Annotated in this window: 19 protein-coding genes and 1 riboswitch; of the genes, 5 read left to right on the forward strand and 14 right to left on the reverse strand. The window is 34.0% G+C overall.

What is annotated here, in order from left to right; all coding sequences use genetic code 11:
- On the forward strand, positions 1 to 604 hold a 604-nt coding region (locus SLH48_RS13465; protein ID WP_320258616.1), incomplete at its 5' end, for a transposase.
- A 289-nt stretch (positions 605 to 893) separates the two neighbouring features.
- Here the strand turns inward: SLH48_RS13465 and SLH48_RS13470 are convergent.
- From SLH48_RS13470 to SLH48_RS13480, 3 genes are all read right to left on the reverse strand, one after another.
- Positions 894 to 1,694, reverse strand: coding sequence for an FxLYD domain-containing protein (locus SLH48_RS13470; RefSeq protein WP_320258617.1), 801 nt, complete (start codon positions 1,692 to 1,694; stop codon positions 894 to 896).
- A 338-nt stretch (positions 1,695 to 2,032) separates the two neighbouring features.
- On the reverse strand, positions 2,033 to 3,136 hold the full coding sequence (locus SLH48_RS13475; protein ID WP_320258618.1) for a response regulator: 1,104 nt from the start codon (positions 3,134 to 3,136) through the stop codon (positions 2,033 to 2,035).
- Positions 3,136 to 6,306 (reverse strand): ATP-binding protein, encoded by a 3,171-nt coding sequence (locus SLH48_RS13480; RefSeq protein ID WP_320258619.1) that lies wholly within the window; start codon positions 6,304 to 6,306, stop codon positions 3,136 to 3,138. The genes SLH48_RS13475 and SLH48_RS13480 overlap by 1 nt, the downstream gene beginning before the upstream one ends.
- 436 nt (positions 6,307 to 6,742) lie before the next feature.
- On the opposite strand from SLH48_RS13480, the gene SLH48_RS13485 reads away from it, so the two are divergent.
- Positions 6,743 to 6,940, forward strand: coding sequence for a YppF family protein (locus SLH48_RS13485; protein WP_214481247.1), 198 nt, complete (start codon positions 6,743 to 6,745; stop codon positions 6,938 to 6,940).
- Positions 6,941 to 7,115: 175 nt separating this feature from the next.
- Here SLH48_RS13485 and SLH48_RS13490 read toward each other — a convergent pair whose 3' ends face one another.
- Positions 7,116 to 7,655, reverse strand: a complete 540-nt coding sequence (locus SLH48_RS13490) for a hypothetical protein (RefSeq protein ID WP_320258620.1) — start codon at positions 7,653 to 7,655, stop codon at positions 7,116 to 7,118.
- 257 nt (positions 7,656 to 7,912) lie between these two features.
- Here SLH48_RS13490 and SLH48_RS13495 point away from each other — a divergent pair, with 257 nt between their 5' ends.
- Entirely contained in the window at positions 7,913 to 8,080 is a 168-nt protein-coding gene (locus tag SLH48_RS13495) for a hypothetical protein (protein ID WP_320258621.1), read from the forward strand.
- Between the two features lie 106 nt (positions 8,081 to 8,186).
- Here the strand turns inward: SLH48_RS13495 and thiC are convergent, their stop codons facing one another.
- The 3 genes from thiC to SLH48_RS13510 all read right to left on the reverse strand — a co-directional run bounded on the left by thiC (position 8,187) and on the right by SLH48_RS13510 (position 11,001).
- Positions 8,187 to 9,953 (reverse strand): phosphomethylpyrimidine synthase ThiC, encoded by a 1,767-nt coding sequence (thiC, locus tag SLH48_RS13500; RefSeq protein ID WP_320258622.1) that lies wholly within the window; start codon positions 9,951 to 9,953, stop codon positions 8,187 to 8,189.
- A gap of 176 nt (positions 9,954 to 10,129) precedes the next feature.
- A riboswitch (TPP riboswitch) is annotated at positions 10,130 to 10,244 on the reverse strand.
- A 72-nt stretch (positions 10,245 to 10,316) separates the two neighbouring features.
- Positions 10,317 to 10,685, reverse strand: coding sequence for a DUF1798 family protein (locus tag SLH48_RS13505; protein WP_214481251.1), 369 nt, complete (start codon positions 10,683 to 10,685; stop codon positions 10,317 to 10,319).
- Between the two features lie 106 nt (positions 10,686 to 10,791).
- Positions 10,792 to 11,001 carry a hypothetical protein gene (locus SLH48_RS13510; RefSeq protein WP_320258623.1) on the reverse strand — a complete coding sequence of 70 codons (210 nt, stop codon included), beginning with the start codon at positions 10,999 to 11,001 and terminating at the stop codon, positions 10,792 to 10,794.
- Between the two features lie 668 nt (positions 11,002 to 11,669).
- Here SLH48_RS13510 and recU point away from each other — a divergent pair.
- A complete protein-coding gene (recU, locus tag SLH48_RS13515) occupies positions 11,670 to 12,269 on the forward strand; it encodes a Holliday junction resolvase RecU (protein ID WP_413785424.1) in 600 nt (199 codons plus the stop codon).
- Between the two features lie 40 nt (positions 12,270 to 12,309).
- On the forward strand, positions 12,310 to 14,853 hold the full coding sequence (locus tag SLH48_RS13520; RefSeq protein WP_320258624.1) for a PBP1A family penicillin-binding protein: 2,544 nt from the start codon (positions 12,310 to 12,312) through the stop codon (positions 14,851 to 14,853).
- 282 nt (positions 14,854 to 15,135) lie between these two features.
- On the opposite strand, the gene SLH48_RS13525 is transcribed toward SLH48_RS13520, so the two are convergent.
- From SLH48_RS13525 to SLH48_RS13555, 7 genes are all read right to left on the reverse strand, one after another.
- The gene (locus SLH48_RS13525; RefSeq protein WP_320258625.1) at positions 15,136 to 15,648 is read right to left on the reverse strand and encodes a YpoC family protein; all 513 of its coding nucleotides are present in this window, start codon (positions 15,646 to 15,648) and stop codon (positions 15,136 to 15,138) included.
- 2 nt (positions 15,649 to 15,650) lie between these two features.
- Positions 15,651 to 16,322: an endonuclease III gene (gene nth / locus SLH48_RS13530; protein WP_320258626.1), complete on the reverse strand. Its 672-nt coding sequence runs from the start codon at positions 16,320 to 16,322 to the stop codon at positions 15,651 to 15,653.
- Positions 16,323 to 16,609: 287 nt separating this feature from the next.
- A complete protein-coding gene (locus SLH48_RS13535) occupies positions 16,610 to 17,305 on the reverse strand; it encodes a DnaD domain-containing protein (protein WP_320258734.1) in 696 nt (231 codons plus the stop codon).
- 399 nt (positions 17,306 to 17,704) lie between these two features.
- Positions 17,705 to 18,997, reverse strand: a complete 1,293-nt coding sequence (gene asnS / locus SLH48_RS13540) for an asparagine--tRNA ligase (protein ID WP_214481257.1) — start codon at positions 18,995 to 18,997, stop codon at positions 17,705 to 17,707.
- Positions 18,998 to 19,467: 470 nt separating this feature from the next.
- Positions 19,468 to 20,655 carry a pyridoxal phosphate-dependent aminotransferase gene (locus tag SLH48_RS13545; protein WP_214481258.1) on the reverse strand — a complete coding sequence of 396 codons (1,188 nt, stop codon included), beginning with the start codon at positions 20,653 to 20,655 and terminating at the stop codon, positions 19,468 to 19,470.
- Between the two features lie 20 nt (positions 20,656 to 20,675).
- Positions 20,676 to 21,155 (reverse strand): DUF5590 domain-containing protein, encoded by a 480-nt coding sequence (locus SLH48_RS13550; RefSeq protein WP_214481259.1) that lies wholly within the window; start codon positions 21,153 to 21,155, stop codon positions 20,676 to 20,678.
- 19 nt (positions 21,156 to 21,174) lie between these two features.
- Positions 21,175 to 21,345, reverse strand: a complete 171-nt coding sequence (locus SLH48_RS13555) for a YpmA family protein (protein WP_214481260.1) — start codon at positions 21,343 to 21,345, stop codon at positions 21,175 to 21,177.
- Between the last annotated feature and the right edge of the window lie 71 nt (positions 21,346 to 21,416).

A 21,416-nucleotide genomic window follows, 5' to 3' on the forward strand; every position in this document is an offset into this window, starting at 1 on the left:
AATTGAGCAACATTATTTCGAGTTACCGAACCACATTGTTGCAGATGCAGGTTATGGTAGTGAGCAGAACTATGCGGATATCCTTTCTAATAGAAAACGAGAAGCACTTATTACATATAACCTATATTTAAAGGAACAAAAGAAAAAGTACCGACAAGACAAATTTAATCCTAACAACTGGGAGTATGATGAGGAAACAGATACATATACATGCCCTAATCAAAAACGTCTTCAATTTCAATATCATTCTATTCGCAATGACCGTACAGGTTTTGAACGGAAGTTCAAAGTCTACGAGTGTGAAGACTGTTCCCCATGCCCATTCCGTTCATTATGTACAAAAGCAAAAGAAGGCAACAATCGAAAACTAATGGTGAATGAAAAATGGGAACAGCAAAAAGAATATGTAAGAGCGAAGCTTTCAGAAGAGAAAACGAGTGCCATCTATCGAAAACGAAAAATCGATGTGGAACCAGTTTTTGGATTTTTGAAGGCGAATTTGTGTTTTTCTCGATTTTCTGTACGTGGAAAATCGAAGGTTGAAAACGAAATGGGCCTTTCGTTAATGGCAGTGAATTTAAATAAATTCACTGCCAACAACTAAGATAGTAAAAGTATTCAAGTACAAAAATAAAAAGAGGTGAATTTTTTTAGCTAGTTATGTCCCAGCCTCTCAATGATAAAATGTGTTTATTAGAATAGGTCTGTTTTCGATTAAGTATAATACTAGTAATCATGCGATCTATTTTAAACAATAACAGTCACAATACTCTTTCATGTATCTAATTAATTATCGAAAGAAACAATTGGGATGCCAAGTGCCTAACAAAAGCAATAAATTTATGATAAGACCCAATCTACCTTATTTATATTAACTGCATAATAGCAATATCTTAATCATTCCAACCATATGCCATCACTTCAATTGTAGCTACTTGATCAGCAAATTCAATCGGAATATCTGGATATAATAATTCAAATCCTGCTTCATTTCCTGGATTTAAACCAACATCAATATAATCATTTAAAATACCTAATAATGTTCCATCCTCTGCATATAAAGCACCTGCGACACTTATACTTTCTTGTTTTTCGTCCTTCGTATTCTTCACTAAGCCTGTTACTCTATATGGGGTCCATTCATCGCCTTTTACCCCTTTAATCGCTGATACTTCCATTAAATTAGGATCTTCAGTTGTTTCGTTAAACTCAAAATTATATGTAGTTTCTTTGTATAGACTAGCATCAGTAATACCATCAATAATTGCACTTTCTGAAACAAATGCTTTTTCACCAGGTAAAACTACATTTGGTACTGCATATATCCACGTTGCCGTACCTAAAATTCCTCCCTCCTGATCTTTAAAATTCATTTGTGTTTCACCAATCTTAATAGGTACTTCACCTGTGTTTTCATAAATTGCTGCAGAATGTAACCAAATAGTACCTATTGAATCAACCCAAGCTATACCGTTATCTTGAACAATTTCCAGACTCACATTTTCTACTTCAGCTTCTTCTTCTTCAACTTCAACTACACTAACTCCAGAAGTTTCTTCAACTTCTTCTGTATTGCTATCTTCTGTCGGTGAAGCCGAACCTCCGCTCGCTCCTGATAATTTTTCATCATTAGAACATCCCATAAATAGCAATAATACAGACATTAATACAAGTAAAGCACTTAACTTCTTCATCAAATTCCCCCTATAATCTCTGTTTGTCATTTCAAAAGGTTGTTACCGCTATGGTTTGTTGTTAATAAACATGTATATACCTTGAGTTTCATTGCAGTTTTTTTTTGGATTACTATGCCAACCATATATGTTATAAAATAGCAACAAAGTTTACGATAGCAGCCTTACAAAAAGATATTATCAAACGATACTTACAATTTTCTTACAAAGAATAAGGGTATTTTGATGTATCAATATAGGAAAATATAACAAATGTAAGTTTGATAAATTAACGGTTTAAAAAAGAAGAGTACTGTTTGATTATTAGATTTCAAACAACACTCTTGGCTCAGTTATATTTAGTTTGGGATGAACTGTTTTACTTCATTTGAAGGCTCAACTCCGAGCTCTTCCCTTAATAACTTGACATAGTTTTTATAGTATTCTTTTAACCTTTTTTCATAAATAAGATTGCTAGCATATATATTTAGAAGAAATATAGTCATTTCTTCATGCAGAGGGTATAAAGTCAAAAATGTTTTCACAACTTCTTCTGAGCGATTAATATTCCCTTCTTGAATAAAGAAACTTGCTAATTCACGAGTTAGTTTTTCATACATTCCTGATAGCTCTTCTTCAACCCCTAAAACCCATAAATAATCTTTCATTTCAAATAAATGCCCTTTATATACTTGGAAGGTTCTTTCACTAATTTTAAGATTATCTTTATTTACCTTGTCATAGTGCACAAAATACGTTTTAAAAGTTAGTAGATCACAATATTCTGCTTCGACATCCAGTATATAACCGTCGTTTAAGTTACGAATTTGTAGCTTCATATTATTTTCCTTTAGCACTTTTTTCATTCTAGAAATAGTCGTGTGGAGATTTACAGTTGCATTTTTCGTCCAAAACATGTCCATCAATTTCCACTTATTGATGACTTGATTTGGATGGACGAGAAAATACGCAAATAGCTCTTCTGTTTTTCTTGTGGGCCATTTAACAACTGTTCCACCTTCACCTCTTACTTCAAATTTTCCTAAACATTGTATCGATGTCTTCGTTTTTAAGTCTATTTGTGCAAGTTTTGTTTTGTCCAAATGATTTTTTAGTAAACGGGAGGTCACTCTATTAATATCTTCAGAAGTAACAAATTTTACAAGGTAGTCAACTGCATAAACTTTAAATGCGTGAACAGCATAATGTTCGTAAGCTGTTGTAAATACAATTTGAATGTCCTTATCAATTTGTACTATTTTTTCTGCCAATTGGATGCCATTCATTTCCGGCATTTCTACATCGAGAAAAACCACATCAGGTCGAATGTCAGCGAACATTGCCAATGCTTCTATTGGACTTGTAAAGCTTCCAGCAACAGTTAATTGAGGTTGTTGACTTATTAATAAATGCATCAAATCTAACGTTGGTTGTTCATCTTCCACAATCATAACTTTAAGCATTACAACCCCTCCAGTTCAGTATCATACAAGTCATCCTTGACTCTTTTTCGTAATTCCAATGTAATCTTAGTTCCACAGTTTATTTTTGAGTCAACTTGTATATGCGCTTCATTCAAAGATGCTAATCTTCTTCTTATGTTCGTCATACCTATCCCTGCATTTTTCAGTTCTCCATTTTTAAACTGCTTTAATGCTTCCTCCGACAATCCCACCCCGTCATCTTCTATGATAATAAGTATAGAGGTTTTACGGTTTGTAATTGATAATGAAACATTTCCTTCTCCTTTTTTATTAAACACTCCATGTCTAATCGCATTTTCAACAAAAGGCTGAATACATAATGCAGGAATATATATTCCATCTAACTCATCATCTATGCTAGCTGTAAAGTTTAACCACTTAAACCTAACTCTTTCAATTTCCACGTAAGCCTCTATCAACTGTAATTCTTGCTCTAGTGGTATAAACATCGTTTGAGGAGTTGTGTTGTAAATGATACGTAAGTATTGGTTTAACATTTTGAGCAATCGAATAGCATCATCAACATTTGTATAACATAGAGATGCAATTGTGCTAAGAGCATTATGTAAAAAGTGTGGCTTTATTTGTGCTTGTAAAAAAGCTAGTTCATTATTGAAAGCATCCTCCATCGATGTTTTCATAGCAAGCAATGTTTGAATCCTCGCTAATATCGTGTTGGAGTCAAAGGGTTTCGTAATATAATCGTTCGCACCAGCGCTAAAGCCAAGAGCGATGTCCTCTGGCATATCTTTCACTGTTGCTAACAAAACAGGTAATGATATGAATGATTTTGACTCCCTTATTTTTTGACAAAGCTCAATTCCCGACATTTCTGGCATCATCACATCAGTTATAACAAGGTCAATATGAGGATGTTCATTGAGTTTACTTAAAGCATCATTCGCTGAAAATGAAATAATAACCTTAAAATGTTGCTTTGATAACATATTTTGAAGCACTTGAATATTAGCTCGTTCATCATCTACGATGAGAATCGTTTGATCAGAATTAGCAGTAGTGTCGTTATCGCTTTGTAAATCCTCATTTTGTCTATATGTAGATGCAGTTGTTGTTGATGCAACTTCTTCGACTAGCTTCGGATTTTGGGCAATCGGTAGGGTAAAACAAAATCTAGACCCTATACCAACTTCAGTCCAATCGACCCAAATACGACCATTCATCTTTTCTATTAATTGTCGACTAATATATAACCCTAAACCCATACTTTGATAGCTATCAACTTGCATAAATTGATCTAATTGTTCGTAATAACTAAATATCTCTTCCCTTTTCTCATCTGGGATTCCTATTCCCGTATCTTCTATATATATGTATAAGGTTTCTTCTATTTTTTGAGATGAAACAGTAATTTCCCCACGCTCTGTGTGCTTTATCGCGTTATGGATTAAGTTATACAAGATTTGGCGCAAACGATTTTCGTCAGCTTCTACTAACGCATAATCGTGTAGATTATTTATTAAGTCAATATTTTTCCCTTGCACTTCAAATGCGAGTACATCAAACACGATTTGAGCTGATACTTTAATATCTACAGTTGCTATGTGTAACTGCAATTGTCCATTTTTTAGTCTGGAGACATCAATTAAATCATTTACTAAATTGGATAGCTTAACTGAGGTGTCGTGAATGAGTGTAAGATTATTCCTTTCGTTATTTGACATTTGATCTTTTTTATCTAACAAGTATGAAGAAATATTAATAATGCCGTGTAATGGTGTTTTTAACTCATGAGAAGTTTTTGCTAAAAACTCATCTTTCATTTTGTTCATTGAAATTAACTTATTCGACAAGCTTTCAAGCATGCCAAATGTATGTGTATATCGAAGAGCTAATAAAATATACATTACCGCTACAAAGATAACAATACTTATTTCTCTGTATTGGCCTAAATCATAAATAATTTGAGACCGAGTTTTTATAATCGGCTCCCATTGTATAAATTCTCCAGTCAAAGCTACCATAATATCAAAGAAATTAATCGTACCGAAATACATAAAAAAAAGAAAAATAAATATGCTCGATAATAGTAATAACTCTCTCTTCTCAACCTCATCATATTTTCTTTTAATAAATACCCTCACTAACTTAAAGAAAATAAAACTTAAACAACCTCCGCTAATAAATAAGAAAAACATCTCCATATGAGTATATTTATCATAAGGAAACAGCAAAACTATTAAAGGATAAATCACTAAGAGTGAGCATGCAATACGCATCACCCTCTTAGAAAGTAAAGTCGCATCTAACGCATGAAGGAATAAGAATATGAATAAAATTGCGCTATATGCTGATATATCTTGAATCTTATAGGCCGTATCAATTGAAATTGATGGAAAAAACAGCATAAAGAGCTTCTCACTTCTACATGAGTAAGAGATTAATAAACATAAGAAAAATAATCCATTGTATAAATAAAACTTGTTACTTTTCATTTTCATAAAATAAATACTCATATGATATACACAAAATAACAACAAAACAAAAATAATAGCTAAATCTGTACCAAAAGAGATGAGTTGCAGCTTAGATATGTCCTCTTGAAGGCCAAATTCTATATCGTCAATAATACCCCCATCATAATAATCATATTTAGATACTTGTATGACTAATTCAAAAGAGGATTGATTTAGCGGGAAATACTTTGCATAAGGAATATTACCGATTTGTTGCGTCTCTACATTGTTGGTAGGCTCCCCACTCTGCCCGACTAAATAACCGTTAATAAACAATTTATGTGCCATGCGTATATCATTAATTTTAATTCCGAAAAGTTGGTCAGTATGTTTATCATTTAATAATACCTTTAGTCGATAGGTAGCAAACCCATCTTTATTTATTACACTCGTACCTCGTATTTGATTACCAACGTTCGGAACATTTCGAAAGTTGTTACTAAAATCGTTTTTATTTAAAATAGCAGGTTGTAATAGCACATTTTCATAAAATTCCCAATTCCCATTAAGACTAACTAAGCCATCCTTCTTAAAGTTCCAATTGGTAAGGTCGATAACTCCTTTATTAGCAGTTGGAGCAGATGGGTTAGAATTAGTCACCGGATTTAAAAAGTATAGAAAAAGTATTGCTAATATTAACCCGATGATGATCATTTGACGTTCATGCTTACTCATCTTATTTCTCCTAATTAAAAAATTGTAATTAAATATCGGAATAAATTATTATACTACACAAAATCATGACACAAGAATAAATTGTAATGTGTTTCATCAGTCACGATTAATAAACTTTTTTCTAATTGTTACAGAAAACTAGTTGTATACGTTCAATGACTATGAAAAACAACAGCAACACTTTTCCTAATCTATATTGCTTTTGAAATAAGTAAAGAAAAGATTTTATTCGATTAACACCATATTTAACAAGGCATGAAACTTATTATTGTAAATATTTTATGCGTATATATTTCTACTCTATGAAAAAACACCCCTTTAGAAAAAAATAAAATAAATGTAAGTAATTGTCGGAATTCTCAATATTTAAAATTTTTTAAAAGAGTGCTTTTTCGTGATACCATATAAATAAATTATATTAATCGGAGGGGTTCTCATGAATGTTCAAGAATTGCGTAACCACTTTATTTCTCAAAGGAAATATGAACCTATAGATGGTAATGAATTGCTTGATTTCGCAAGACAAATCTACTTGCATGGAAACCTTCCCATTAGAGATTACAGAAATATTGTACGTCAATTAGAGACTGATGGAGCGCAGAAGCCTGAGTATGTTGTTGATGAAATCGTCTAAACGATATATGCGAGCTGCAAGTCAAAATGGGCTTTCACGTTCATTTGACTTCCGATAATAAAACATAATTGACTAATCTCTTACTATTCATCTAAAAAACTATGACATCATATTATAAGACATAATATGGAGGGGATACTATAATCCCCTCTATTTTTATTCAATACCTAATCTACTAATTATCAATTCCCCTAAAAAAACCACCAAAATCAATGAACTGAACACGCTCTATACCAAAAAGCTTATATTTAATTTTCAACTGCTTAATTTCAGTCGTCTTGTAAGATTGATCAAATTCCTCCATTTTTAGTACATATGTCAATTCAAACCTTTCTTTATCAGGTTGATAGTCTTGAATATCTCGATATACGGTATCTATTTTTCTTTCCTCATTTTCAGCTAAGCTTCCATAAGATCCACTTACATAAATATAAGGTATAGCTGATAATCTATCACTCTCATTTAATGCTGTACCATCACTTTTTATTATTGTAATTTCTTTTATAATTGGACTACCTACACCATTCCATTTCATGCCATAAGACAAATGGACTGCGTCATTATCTCTTAATGATTCTAGTGGAATCCACGTGTGGCTCCATGTTGAAAACCCACTTTCTTCAAAATCCTTGTATAAATTGATAGTTAAAATCACTCCAACAGTGATTAAAATAATGATCGGCCCCGATAAAATAATTAACCATTCTTTTTTCACCTCACCACTCCATTCTAGTTAATACGTTCATGTTAAGAAGTACACTTTTCTTAACATCATTAAAATATATCCCACTTATAGAGATCAGTTCAAAAGATCAATAGGGAATATTTTCATTTTTTTCTTTTTATGGATATTAATGAAGTTTGATCTTATTTTATCATTAAATTCCATTTTATTTTGAATAAAAGTTATATTTATCGCCTTTTTATCCAATAGTAATAAAGATGGAAAACAATACATAGGAGGAATTAAGGATGGGTCGTGGTAAGCATTTTAATCATAAACGGAAAGGTTATAAAAACACCAAACATAAATTCGGACATAATGTAGCAGCAAAACATAAAGAAGAAGCAGAATTTGCAATCGAAACAGTAGCTACGAAGAAAGATCGCCCAGTTTCAATTCACGTTGAAAAAGAGTAAGTTTTGTTAGAAATAGTCTGTGTAAATAAGAGTATTTAATGAAAGTTCATGGTAAAAACAAGTGAGAAGTAAGCGCTATTCGCCTACTTCTCACTATATAGAAGATTTAGCCGTATATATTGGAGCCTGTTTGCGTAAATTCCTCTGCCTTTTGCTTCATTCCTTCTTCTATCACTTCAGACTCATTTTTACCTTGGTCTTTTGCCATATCTCGAATGTCTTGAGATATTCTCATTGAACAAAACTTAGGCCCACACATTGAGCAAAAATGGGCTGTTTTAGCACCTTCGGCAGGCAATGTTTCATCGTGATATTCACGTGCTCGCTCTGGGTCTAACGAAAGGTTAAATTGATCGTGCCACCTAAACTCAAAGCGTGCCTTAGAAAGTGCATCATCTCGATTTTGAGCACCAGGATGTCCTTTCGCAAGATCTGCTGCATGAGCAGCAATTTTGTAAGCGATAACTCCTTCACGTACATCTTCTTTGTTCGGTAAGCCTAGGTGTTCTTTAGGTGTTACGTAGCAAAGCATCGCCGTTCCAAACCAACCAATCATTGCAGCACCTATAGCTGAAGTAATATGGTCATAGCCAGGCGCAATGTCTGTCGTTAATGGGCCAAGTGTGTAAAATGGCGCATCGTGACAAACTTCTTGTTGTTTATCCACATTTTCTTTTATAAGATGCATCGGAACATGACCAGGTCCTTCAATCATCACTTGAACATCATGCTTCCAAGCAATTTTCGTTAATTCACCCAATGTTTCCAATTCAGCAAACTGCGCTTCATCGTTCGCATCAGCAATGGAACCTGGACGGAGACCATCCCCTAAAGAAACTGATATGTCATATGTTTTTAAGATTTCACAAATATCTTCAAAATGAGTATATAGAAAGTTTTCTTCATGATGTGCTAAGCACCACTGCGCTAAAATAGACCCACCTCTAGAAACAATGCCTGTCGTACGCTTTGCAGTCATTGGTATATATCTCAAAAGTACCCCTGCATGAATCGTAAAGTAATCTACACCTTGTTCAGCTTGCTCAATTAATGTGTCACGATATACTTCCCACGTTAAGTCTTCCGCAATGCCATTTACTTTTTCAAGCGCTTGATAAATAGGAACCGTTCCGACTGGAACTGGTGCATTTCTTATAATCCATTCTCTCGTTGTATGTATGTTTTTCCCTGTAGACAAGTCCATCATCGTATCTGCACCCCAACGAATAGCCCATGTCATTTTTTCTACTTCCTCATCGATGGATGACGAGACGGCCGAATTGCCAATATTCGCATTAATTTTCACATGGAAGTTTTTCCCTATAATCATCGGTTCACTTTCTGGATGATTAATATTTGCTGGAATGATCGCGCGACCACTAGCTACTTCATCTCGGACAAACTCTGGGCTCATATTTTCACGTATAGCTATAAATTCCATTTCAGGGGTTATTATACCCTTTCTTGCATAGTGCAATTGTGTGACACATTCGCCACTTTTTGCTCGTAGAGGCTGCTTATTAATATGTGGAAATTGTTCAAGGTTTGAACGAGCATCTGATTCTACATATCCATTATCCTCTGGTTTTATTTCACGGCCTTCATACTGTTCAACATCATTTCGTTTAATAATCCAGTCATCTCGTAGCTTTGGAAGACCTCTCCGTATGTCAACATCATACGCAATGTCTGTATACGGTCCGCTCGTATCGTATACTCTCACAGGCTCATTTTCTTCCTCGCCAAAAGTACCACTAGTATGTTGAAGCTCAATTTCTCTCATCGGTACTTTTACATCAGCTTGATCTCCTTGTACATAAACCTTCTTGCTACAAGGAAATGTCATATTTTGTGCAATACTTTCTTTTGTCATTGAAAATTCCTCCTCAATAAAATGAATGAATCAACTGTCAGATAGTCGGTCTGAATAAAGTATACATATTCAAACTATCTTATGAAATTGCTAACCCATACCAACTAAAAAAGGGTTCTCAAAATTGAGAACCCTTTTGTTGAAAGTAATTTATGACATAGCTATAGTAACAATAAGCTGGTCGAATTCTACTTCCCTACGCTGGTATGAGCCAGATCAGGTTCTAAGAGTCAAAGAACTTTAACGCGCTCTTCTCTCAGTCCAAGCTATTGGACCCCCCTAGTAGTGAACATATGTAGTTATCGTTAATACTATAACACAATTAATATTGTTGTGAATAGAGGAAAAAGAAATTATACAATTTTATTTTTCTTTAAGTTCACTTATCATCGCATTTAATAAATAATCAACTGATTGGTGAAGGTTTAACAAACGCTTCCCCTTCCCTTCATTATAAAAAACTTGAACAGACAATGTTTGCAAATTTTCAAAAGTTGATTCTATTTGCAAAGGATAAATATATTTAGGATTTTGTTCATTAATCCACTGCAAAGCATTGATTTTCCACATATCAAGAATTTTATTAACTTCATTAGCAAACGGATATACCTCACGATAAAAATCAACTTCAACATGAGTAAGCTCTTTTCTTTGTTCCAGTATATCTATGCATTTATTATTAAATGTCTTTAACATATTTGTTAATTTTATTAATTTTTCGTAATTTTCCATATTATTTTCTCCAATTAATCTACTTAAGTTCCAATAATATTATATCAATTCGATGGATTGATTGAAAGGATAGCGAGGGTATCTTTTGCTGAATTTTCATGTGGGATTAGAGTGCAATGTCGATGATGTTATGGTCATATATATTTTCTATTTTATGAAGGTTATTTGATATAGTTTTAATATTCCTTTGTTGTTGCTCAACATATATATCTATGTGTTCTTCAACATGATTAACAAGCTTTTGATCTATTAATTCAAGATAGTCAAGCAATTCATCAAACACCGAATTCTGCAATTCTTTATTGGTCAATTCCATTTATCTTCTTCCTCCTCATCAGTATATTTAACTTACATTATAATCATTGAGCTAAACATAGCCTCTCTTTTACTTATACGGTATAGTTTCGTGATGTTAAGCTCAACACCTCCACGATTGACAAAACTAGAACTAATTCAACAAAGAAAGTCGACAATTTTATATTTGCGACAATTCGACAACGCAGTTCGCATGAAAATAACAGGATTGTTTACACTAATTGTTAGGAGGTGTTTTAGTTGGCCAAAAATAAAAACAACAAGCAGCAAAATAATCGAGAAAATAAACAGAAAGCAACGGGATATGGTAACCCAAAACTAGAAGGCCCTAATAAACCTGCTACTTAACTTCAAACGAAGATGAGGGCTAGCCTTCCCTCATCTTCGATATATTAGGTGTGAATCACCCCAACTACATGTCCTCATAGTACACTCTCCAATCGTTTACTTCATTCAAAATATTATATTTGTAACATTATTATACGAACAATCGTCTAATTATTTGAGGCTAAATAACGTGTAAAAAGAAGTTTATCACTTGCCATAACTTAAAAAAACACCTATACTTTTTTTTTAACATCATTATGATGACACTTTGTTAAAATCGTTACAATGTAGTTTTATTATTTGTTATGATAGTTGGTGAAGTTAGGTGAGGAGGATGAATCAGTGATTCGCTATCCGAATGGTAAATTATATAAAGAAAAACAAGATAAAGATACTAATACCGCTAAAAAAGCTTCATACAGTAATCGTGGTATGACTTTGGAAGAGGATATTAATAACTCTAATCATTATTATTTACTACACAATATAGCGGTTATTCACAAAAAGCCAACGCCAGTTCAAATCGTACAAGTTGACTATCCGAAAAGAAGTGCTGCTGTTATTAAAGAAGCCTATTTTAAACAAGCTTCAACTACTGACTATAATGGTATTTACAAGGGTAGGTATATAGATTTTGAAGCTAAAGAAACTAGAAACAAAACATCATTCCCTTTGCAAAACTTTCACGACCACCAAATTAAACATATGCGAGATGTAATAAATCATAACGGATTGTGTTTTGTCATTTTACGATTTACTAAGAATGAACAGATCTTTCTGCTAGAAGCTACCCACCTATTAAGTTTTTGGGACCGTATGAAAAAAGGAGATAGAAAATCAATAACAAAACAAGAGATAGTGGATTTAGGTCATGAAGTCCCACTAGGCTATAAGCCACGCATTGATTATCTTAACATATTGGATAATATTTATTTCTCATAACTCTGCTAGGGATTATTAAGTTGAAAGGTAGGAATACCACATGGCAAGTCAATCACACTCAAGAACAGCACGTAAACAAGCTGAACGTAACCATAAAAGTAACCAAAAACCTAAAAAAAGTATCTTTCAATTTATTAAGAAACTTATTTTAGTATTTTTTTCGTTAGGAATTATTGGCGCTATAGTTGGAGCAATCGCCTTTTATGTAATCATTAAAGATGTACCTCCATTAGATGAACAAGCATTTCAAGCCTCATTCTCTTCAAAGGTATTTGATAAAGATGGCAATGAATTTGCTGAGCTTGGGATAGAGAAACGCACGTATGTAAAATATAACGAAATTCCAACAGTACTTCAAGATGCATTTCTAGCTGTTGAAGATGCTCGTTTTCTTGAACATCATGGAATTGACCCTATTCGAATAGGTGGAGCCGTTCTTGCTAATATTACAGAAGGCTTCGGTGCTGAAGGGGCAAGTACTATCACACAACAAGTTGTCAAAAACTATGTGTTAACACCTGAAAAAAAAATAAGTCGAAAAGTTCAAGAGGCATGGTTAGCATATAAGCTTGAACAAATTAAATCTAAAGAAGAGATATTAGAACTGTATTTAAATAAAATCTTTTTAGGTGGAAGTACGTACGGAGTAGGCAAAGCAGCTGAAGTATATTTCGGCCTTGATAAAGATAATTTAAATGACATGCAACTACATCAGGCTGCTTTACTAGCAGGAATGACTCAAAGTCCAAATAATTACAATCCTATTAAAAATCCTGAAGCAGCAGAAGAAAGAAGAAATGTTGTACTATCTTTAATGGCGCAACATGGCTTTATTTCAGCTGAACAGGCTGAACAAGCCCAAGCAATACCTGTTGAAGAATCACTGAATGTAACTACAATAGAATCTGAACCTTATGACGCTTTTCTAGATTATGTTATAGAAGAAATTAATGAATCTGGAGATTACGATCTATATTCAGGTGGCCTAGAAATCTATACGACGTTAGATACAGAAGCACAAAAATACACTAATGAGCTGTTACAATCGAATAATGTTGTCAACTTCCCAAACGAGAACCTCCAAGCTGGAATTACATTACTTGATACGAAAACAGGTCAAATAAGAGCCATCGGTGGTGGACGTAATCAAGACGCTGCAAGAGGTTGGAATTATGCTATAGATACAAAAGCACAACCAGGATCTTCCATAAAACCTGTTCTTGATTATGGTCCTGCAATTGAATATTTAAAATGGTCGACATATGAACAAATTAATGATGAACAAATGACATATGCTGATTCTAATAAACAAATATATAATTGGTATGATGGATATAGAGGCTGGATGTCTATGAGATATGCTATAGAACAGTCAGTTAATGTTCCAGCAGTTAAAGCAGTGAGAGAAGTCGGTCTCGATAAAGCAAGAGACTTTGCGGTTGGTTTAGGAATCCCACTAGAAAAACAAATATACGAACCATACGCTATAGGTGGATTTAGTACTGGTGTATCTACATTAGACATGGCAGGTGCATTCAGTGCCTTTGGTAATGAAGGATTTTATAATCAACCTCATGCTGTTACTAAAATTGTTTTTCCTGATGGAAGGGAAATGGATTTAACGCCGGAAACTGAAGAAGCGATGTCAGATTACACTGCTTTTATGATAACTGATATGTTAAAATCTGTTGTTACCAATGGAACAGGTCGGGATGCCTTCGTTAGCAATGCAGTCCCAGTGGCCGGTAAAACAGGATCTACTAACTATCCTGTAGAAGAAACACAAAAATACGGTTTACCGGAAAATGCAACGAAAGACGTATGGTTTGCAGGCTATACAACAGAATATACGGCAGCAATATGGACAGGATTTAATCGAATTAGTGAAGATGCATATTTTAAAAGCGTAGATGAAGAAAAAATTGCCCGTAGACTATTTAAAAATTTATTCACCCACATATCAGGTGGTGAATCTGCTGATTTCACTGTACCTAACAGTGTGGTTCAACAAAAGGTTGAAAAAGGGTCAAATCCCGCAAAATTACCTAGTGAATTTACACCACAAAGTGAAATCGTCTACGAATACTTTGTGAAAGGCACAGAACCAACTAAGGTCTCAGAAAAATATGATAAAATAGACCCACCTAATGGTTTTGAAGCTTTATATGATGAAAGAACTAATGCATTACAATTATTGTGGGACTATACGTTAGATGGATCTGAGGAAGAATTAAGTGACATTTCATTCGAAATTAAACAATCAATTGATGAAGGCCCGTATGAAGTAATAGGCACTACAAAAGAGTTTAGTTACCTCGTACCTGATCCGATTGAAGGGGCAATCTACTCTTATCAGATCTCAGCAGTTAGTGACAGCAATCCAGAAAATAGAAGTGACCCACTAAGTGCCTCTGTTGAGATTCCGATATTTGAGGAAGAATTAGAAAATCCGTTTGATGACTTATTTGATGAAGAGCCAGGAACTGATGATGAAGGAGAAATTGGAGACCCATTAATTGATGAAGGTGACCATGATGAACGGCCACCTGAACCACCTCCAAGTGAAGAGGATAATAATGAATAATAACTGAAAAAACAACAGGCTATGAGAGGTAGCCTGTTGTTTTTTTGTGGGTAAGCTCGTCCAAATGGTGGTTAAACAAAAGTCATTTTTTCATTTGTAAATTAATATTTAAAGATTTTTAACTAAGGTTATTTTCACATAGATTATCGCCCTTCGTGCTCAAGTTATCCACGTATATAACTATTGCTCCGTAAGTTGAATAACTACATAAAGCCCTGTAATAGTAATTAACAAAGTTGACGAACCTTACTCACTAGCTAATTTCAATCTTAAGTATCGATGTTATTTTTGTAATGCAACAATCTTGTAATATATTTTAGTACTTTCTTGAAATAACTCACTAAGCTGTATAAAAGAATGAAATTGATGTGGTTTTTTCATTATAAAATCAATTCTTTCACCTACATTGATCGGTTTGTATTTCAATTCTTTAATTTGATCTTGAATATTAATAAGGTTCGTTACAGGGCTGCTGTTCATCCAAAAAAGCATAGATAAGAACAAACCTAATGATTGAACAATCGCCTGTTTGATATTCGTTTTTTTCCTCTGCTGAAAATGTTGAGTTAACTCTGGTTCAATCCCCTTCCATTTAGCTATTACTATAGGAATATATTGCTCTATCGACAACCAAGGCTTAATTGTATCTATATCGTTATGTGCTGCAATGTCGTAGCCAAAATTAGTTAAATCAACGTTCAATTCAAATGAATTATGTAGGTTAATATTTAGATTTGTTATAGACTCAGGGAAAAAGAGTGTATTTTTCATATGGTTTGGGATATTCAGTTCCAACCTTATTTCTCCCCTTTGGTACTTCTATTGTTCTTTTTCATTCTTTTTTTACCCTCTCTGCACAAATCAAGGAGTGGACATACTTCACACTGAGGTGATTGTGCTTTACAATGATATCTACCGAAAAATATCATGCGATGATGGGTCACAGACCATTCATCCTTTGGTACTTTTCGCATTAGTGTTTTTTCTACTTCTAAAACACTATCCTTCCAACGACATATCCCTAAACGTTTACTAACACGTTCAACATGAGTATCAACAGCAATCGCCGGTATGTCAAACGCGACTGAGACGACTACATTTGCTGTTTTTCTTCCTACACCTGGTAACTTAGTTAACTCGTCACGGTCATTAGGAACAATACCTCCATATTGCTCGATTAATAACTGAGATAGATTGCGGATATTTTTCGCCTTATTTCGAAATAAACCAATAGATCGAATATCCTGTTGTAACTCTTCTAATGAGACTGCCAAATAATCTTCAGGCTTCTTATACTTTGTAAACAACTTTTTAGTTACTTTATTTACAAGTGCATCGGTGCATTGTGCAGATAGAGCAACAGCAACCACAAGCTCAAATGGATTTGAGTGATTTAGTTCACAATGTGCATCAGGAAACATTTCCCCCATTTTATCTAAACAAAACCTAATTTGTGTATTATTTAACATAGTATATTTCACACCCAATTTTAATTATTGACTACTCCGCATTAATTGTTCCTTTCCCTACGAACAGATAACACTAATAAAGATTATCATTAGTGACGGTTATTCCTCTTTTATAAAGATCAATATCATACAGTCTCCGTTGGATTTTTAGGTTAATTTACAACATTGTAAAGTAGTATTCTTTGTAATGCGGATCAGTCTTGTTAATCAATTTACATAAGTAAGTAGGACAAAAAAAATCAGGCTGCAAATAGCTCACCTGATTGTTCGCTACTTTTTTCAAAAGATCACTGCTGTTCAAGCCAATTATAAAAAGGAATAGTACGTTTATATTCCCCTTCCTGTGTACTTGACCGTTTTTGTTGATGCTTCCGAATATTTTTACCGTAACTTTGAGCTTGTTCAACCGTTTTTATCCCATTCTTTTTCCACTCAAATAATATGCGATCAATATATCTAAAATTTAATTTTCCTGATAGTACTGCTTCACGCAATGCTGTCTTAATAATGATTGGATTATATTGATCCTGATCAAGCCACATAGATAATGTTTCACCTTCGAATGGTGATAAAGGTCGACCAAACTCTTCTTCAAACATCACATATAAATTAATATCTTCTTTGTTTGGTTCTTCAACCGCAGTCTCTGATACAAAGCTCATTAAAACTTTTTCCCACAATGGCTGCAAGGAATACTGCTCATTAATTTTTCCATGCTCATCACTGCCTTCTTCAATACGAATATACGCTCTTTTTATTAACAATCGTAATATATCCGTGCACTCTTCTGTTGAAAGTGTCATTCTATCAGCTAATTCATTTGGTGTAGGGAATTTGTTTCCTTGTTCTATAAAAGAATACACATGTAAAATTAACATAAGTTCCTGTTCATTAAGGCCAATCTGTACGTAGTTTTGTAACAGCAATTTTGGGATAGAGATACTGCCTTGATCAAGCCAGTCAAGCATTTTATCTTTACTTATCATTTATGACACCTCGTCCTTAGTATAACATGAACAAGAATATGTGATGACCGTTTACAAACCATTTCACAGTACATCATATATGCAAAAAGGATGTCTCAAAAGAAAACGATCTGACATACAATTTCTTGCAATAAGGAGATTCTTCCTTAAATATTGGATGAAATGTAAGTTAGATCCTTTAGAGTCACCCTCCAAGGGAATTTATCAGTCATAATATGCTAAATAGCAAATGACAGACAAACATAATCATTTTAGTTTATATTTCAACTTAATTATTTATGAATACCATTTATTACAGTGAGATCTTCACTATTCACTTTCTGGTGAAAACCTTACCCCATTTAAAGCTCCCACCTATTGAGGTGGGAGCCGGAGAACATTAAAAGTTAACTAATATTAAGGATATAGACGGTTTAATAAACGTGGGAATGGAATTGTTTCACGTACATGCTCAACACCACTAAGCCATGCTACCGTTCTTTCTAATCCTAAGCCGAATCCAGAATGGGGAACCGAACCGTATTGACGCAAATCTAAATACCATTGATAAGCCTCTGGAGATAAATCATGTTCCTTCATACGTTGAGCTAATAATTCAGCATCATGTATGCGTTCAGAGCCACCAATAATCTCACCATACCCTTCTGGAGCAATTAAATCAGCACATAACACAACATCGTCTCGATTTGGATCTGGCTGCATATAAAAAGGTTTTAATGCTGTCGGATAATGTGTTATAAATACTGGCTTTTCAAAACTTTCTGCAATTGCAGTTTCATGAGGAGAACCAAAATCATCCCCCCATTCAATATCGTCAAAGCCCTTGTCGTGTAAAAACTTAATTGCATCATCATACGTAATACGTGGGAATGGTGCTGTAATCTTACTAAGTGTTTCAGTTTCTCTCCCTAAAATTTTCAATTCAAGTGCACAGTTTTTCAACACTGCTTGAACGATATAGGCTACATATTGTTCTTGTACTTGTAAATTATCTTCAAACTCGTAGAATGCCATTTCGGGTTCAATCATCCAAAATTCGATTAGATGACGACGAGTCTTAGACTTTTCTGCACGGAAAGTAGGACCAAAAGAAAATACTTTTCCTAAAGCCATCGCAGCAGCCTCCATATATAATTGGCCACTTTGTGATAGATAAGCATCCTCTTCAAAATATTTAGTATGGAATAATTCCGTTGTCCCCTCAGGAGCACTTCCAGTTAATATTGGTGGATCTACTTTGACAAAGCCATTGTTATTGAAAAATTCATACGTTGCACGAATGATTTCATTACGTATTTTCATAACTGCATGCTGTCGTTTCGAGCGTATCCATAAATGACGATTGTCCATTAAAAATTCTGTACCATGCTTTTTAGGTGTGATCGGGTAGTCAACCGATTCACGAATCACTTTAATATTAGTTACTGTTAATTCATATCCAAAAGGTGACCGTTCATCTTCTTGAACCGTACCTGTTACAAACAATGAAGTTTCTTGTGTGATTGATTTAGCAAGCTTGAATACTTCTTCTTCAACCTCAGCCTTAACTACAACCCCTTGAATAAATCCTGAACCATCTCTTAACTGTAGAAAAGCGATTTTTCCACTTGAACGTTTGTTAGCTAACCAAGCTCCAATGGTTACTTCCTGGCCAACATATTTACTTACTTCAGTAATTGTCGTTTTCACTATAAAATTCCCTCCAAAATACAATACATCCGTTTGCAGAGGTAAACAAGTTGCTTGCCTCTTTTTATATGTATCCAAATTACATTATACATTTCGACAAAAATTGTTGCAAGGCAGAAAAGCGTGATTGCCACTGCTATTAGCTAATAGCACGGAAGAGTCTTAAAGCAACTTAGCATTGAGGCTAGACAATAAGACAATGCTATTCCAATCCTTATTCAACGAGGGTAAAAGTGCAAGATTCTCCAACAAAAAGGGTCTGACTCGATAGTATTTGCACAATACATGCCTAAAGTACAAACTAACACTTTTTGAGTCAAACCCTCTTTTATTTGGCTGTTTATGCAGTTGTAATTCTACACCAGAATAAGCATCTCGTCTAAAACATAAAAAATAAATATATTAATCCATTGTATCTTGAGTAAAAATGTATAACAAGCGCTTATATTTTGAGTGCATATTAAAAATCATTATGCATGACATTGCACTTTCATAAAATGACTAATTCTTTCAATTGCTTTTTCTAATTGATCAAGTGATGTCGCGTATGAAAGTCGTAAATTGTCTGGAGCTCCGAATCCTGACCCTGGAATGATTGCAACTTTTTCTTCTTCCAAAAGAGCTTTAGCTAATTCATCTACGTCTTTTAAACCTGCTAATTTAGCTGCCTCTTTGGCATTAGGAAATAGGTAAAATGCCCCTTTAGGTTTAATACAAGTGAAGCCGGGAATTTGAATCAATTTTTCATAAATAATATTCAAGCGTTCTTCAAAAGCTACACGCATATCTTCTACAGGCTGTTGAGAACCATTATAAGCCGCAAGAGTAGCATATTGTGCAATTGACGTTGGGTTAGATGTACTGTGACTTGCAAGATTTGTCATTGCTTTAATAATTTCTTTATTACCTGCAGCATAGCCAATTCTCCATCCAGTCATCGAATGTGATTTGGATACACCATTGATGATGATCGTCTGCTCTTTTAATTGTGGAGATATCTGAGCAATCGAAACGTGTGCACTATTGGCGTATACGAGCTTTTCATAAATTTCATCAGAAATAATTAAGATGTTATGTTGTAAACATATTTCACCTAACTCTGCCAATTCTTCTTTACTATATAACATTCCAGTAGGGTTACTTGGAGAATTAATAATAATTGCTTTTGTGCGCTCTGTAATTGCTCCCCTAAGTTGTTCGCCAGTAATTTTAAACTCATTCTCTTCTTCACCCTTGACAAATACAGGATGTCCTTCTGCTAATTTTACTTGCTCAGGATAGCTAACCCAATATGGAGAAGGTATAATTACTTCGTCACCCTCATTAAGAAGGACTTGAAATAGTGTATAAAGTGCGTGTTTCGCACCAGTACATACAATTATTTCAGACGGATCATATTGAATCCCCTGATCTTTATTAAATTTATCACATATTTCTTTCTTTAAAGTTGGGAGGCCACCTGATGGTGTGTATTTAGTTTTACCTTCATTCATGGCTGTAATAGAAGCTTCTATAATATGCTGTGGAGTATTGAAATCTGGTTCACCAGCTCCTAACCCTATTACATCATGCCCTTGTTCTTTAAGTTCTTTTGCAGTAGCAGTAATAGCCAATGTTGTTGAAGGTGTTAATGAAGATACTCGATGTGCCAATTTCATGTCAGTTCCTCCTTGATTGTTTAGGATATTATATACCTTTTGCGTTGAGTGCCTGTTTCAAAATAAGAGTAATGATAAACGTATCGGTTTTGGTGATCAATATAGACCGTTTCCCAAATTGGTATATTTCCATCCATTCCTAACGTTACTGATATGATCTTTTTGGGATTTTGTTCTTTGTTAACCATGTCAATGATTTGCTGTTCTGTTGTGCCATCTGCTTGGTTTTTAATAACAATAGGTTTGTTAACATCCTCAGGGATAAAAACTGCTAGAGCTTGCTCTGACTGATCTTCACCAAGCACAACAGAATATGCTTCTGTTCCATGATATGTATATACTTTTTGAATAGTTTGCATTTGTGCTTCTTTTTTAGCTATGTTAATTGCTGTATCTTCAGCGATTTCAATCGGCTTCATTGCACTTAAATACAAATATCCAATTATTATAAAGAAAATAATAGTGCTAATAACAGCTATTGGGATAATTCTTTTTTTCATCATTATAAAGTCCTTTTTATTACGTACGGTAAATAGTAAAAACTGCTGTTTCTTCATCATTCTCGTCTAAAGCTAGTCCAAACATTAAATCTTGTCCTTTTAAAGTACGATTTAAATTATCGACAATTTTGTATAAATCAGAAGAATGTGCAATCTTTAAAGTAGATAATACTTCAATTTTACTTTCCATGCAATAGAGTCCTCCTATTTTGTGAACAAATTTTGTTACTTATATTGTTAAGAACTAAGGTAAAAATAACA

It is taken from the genome of Cytobacillus sp. IB215316 (assembly GCF_033963865.1).
Lineage (GTDB): Bacteria > Bacillota > Bacilli > Bacillales > SM2101 > Nanhaiella > Nanhaiella sioensis.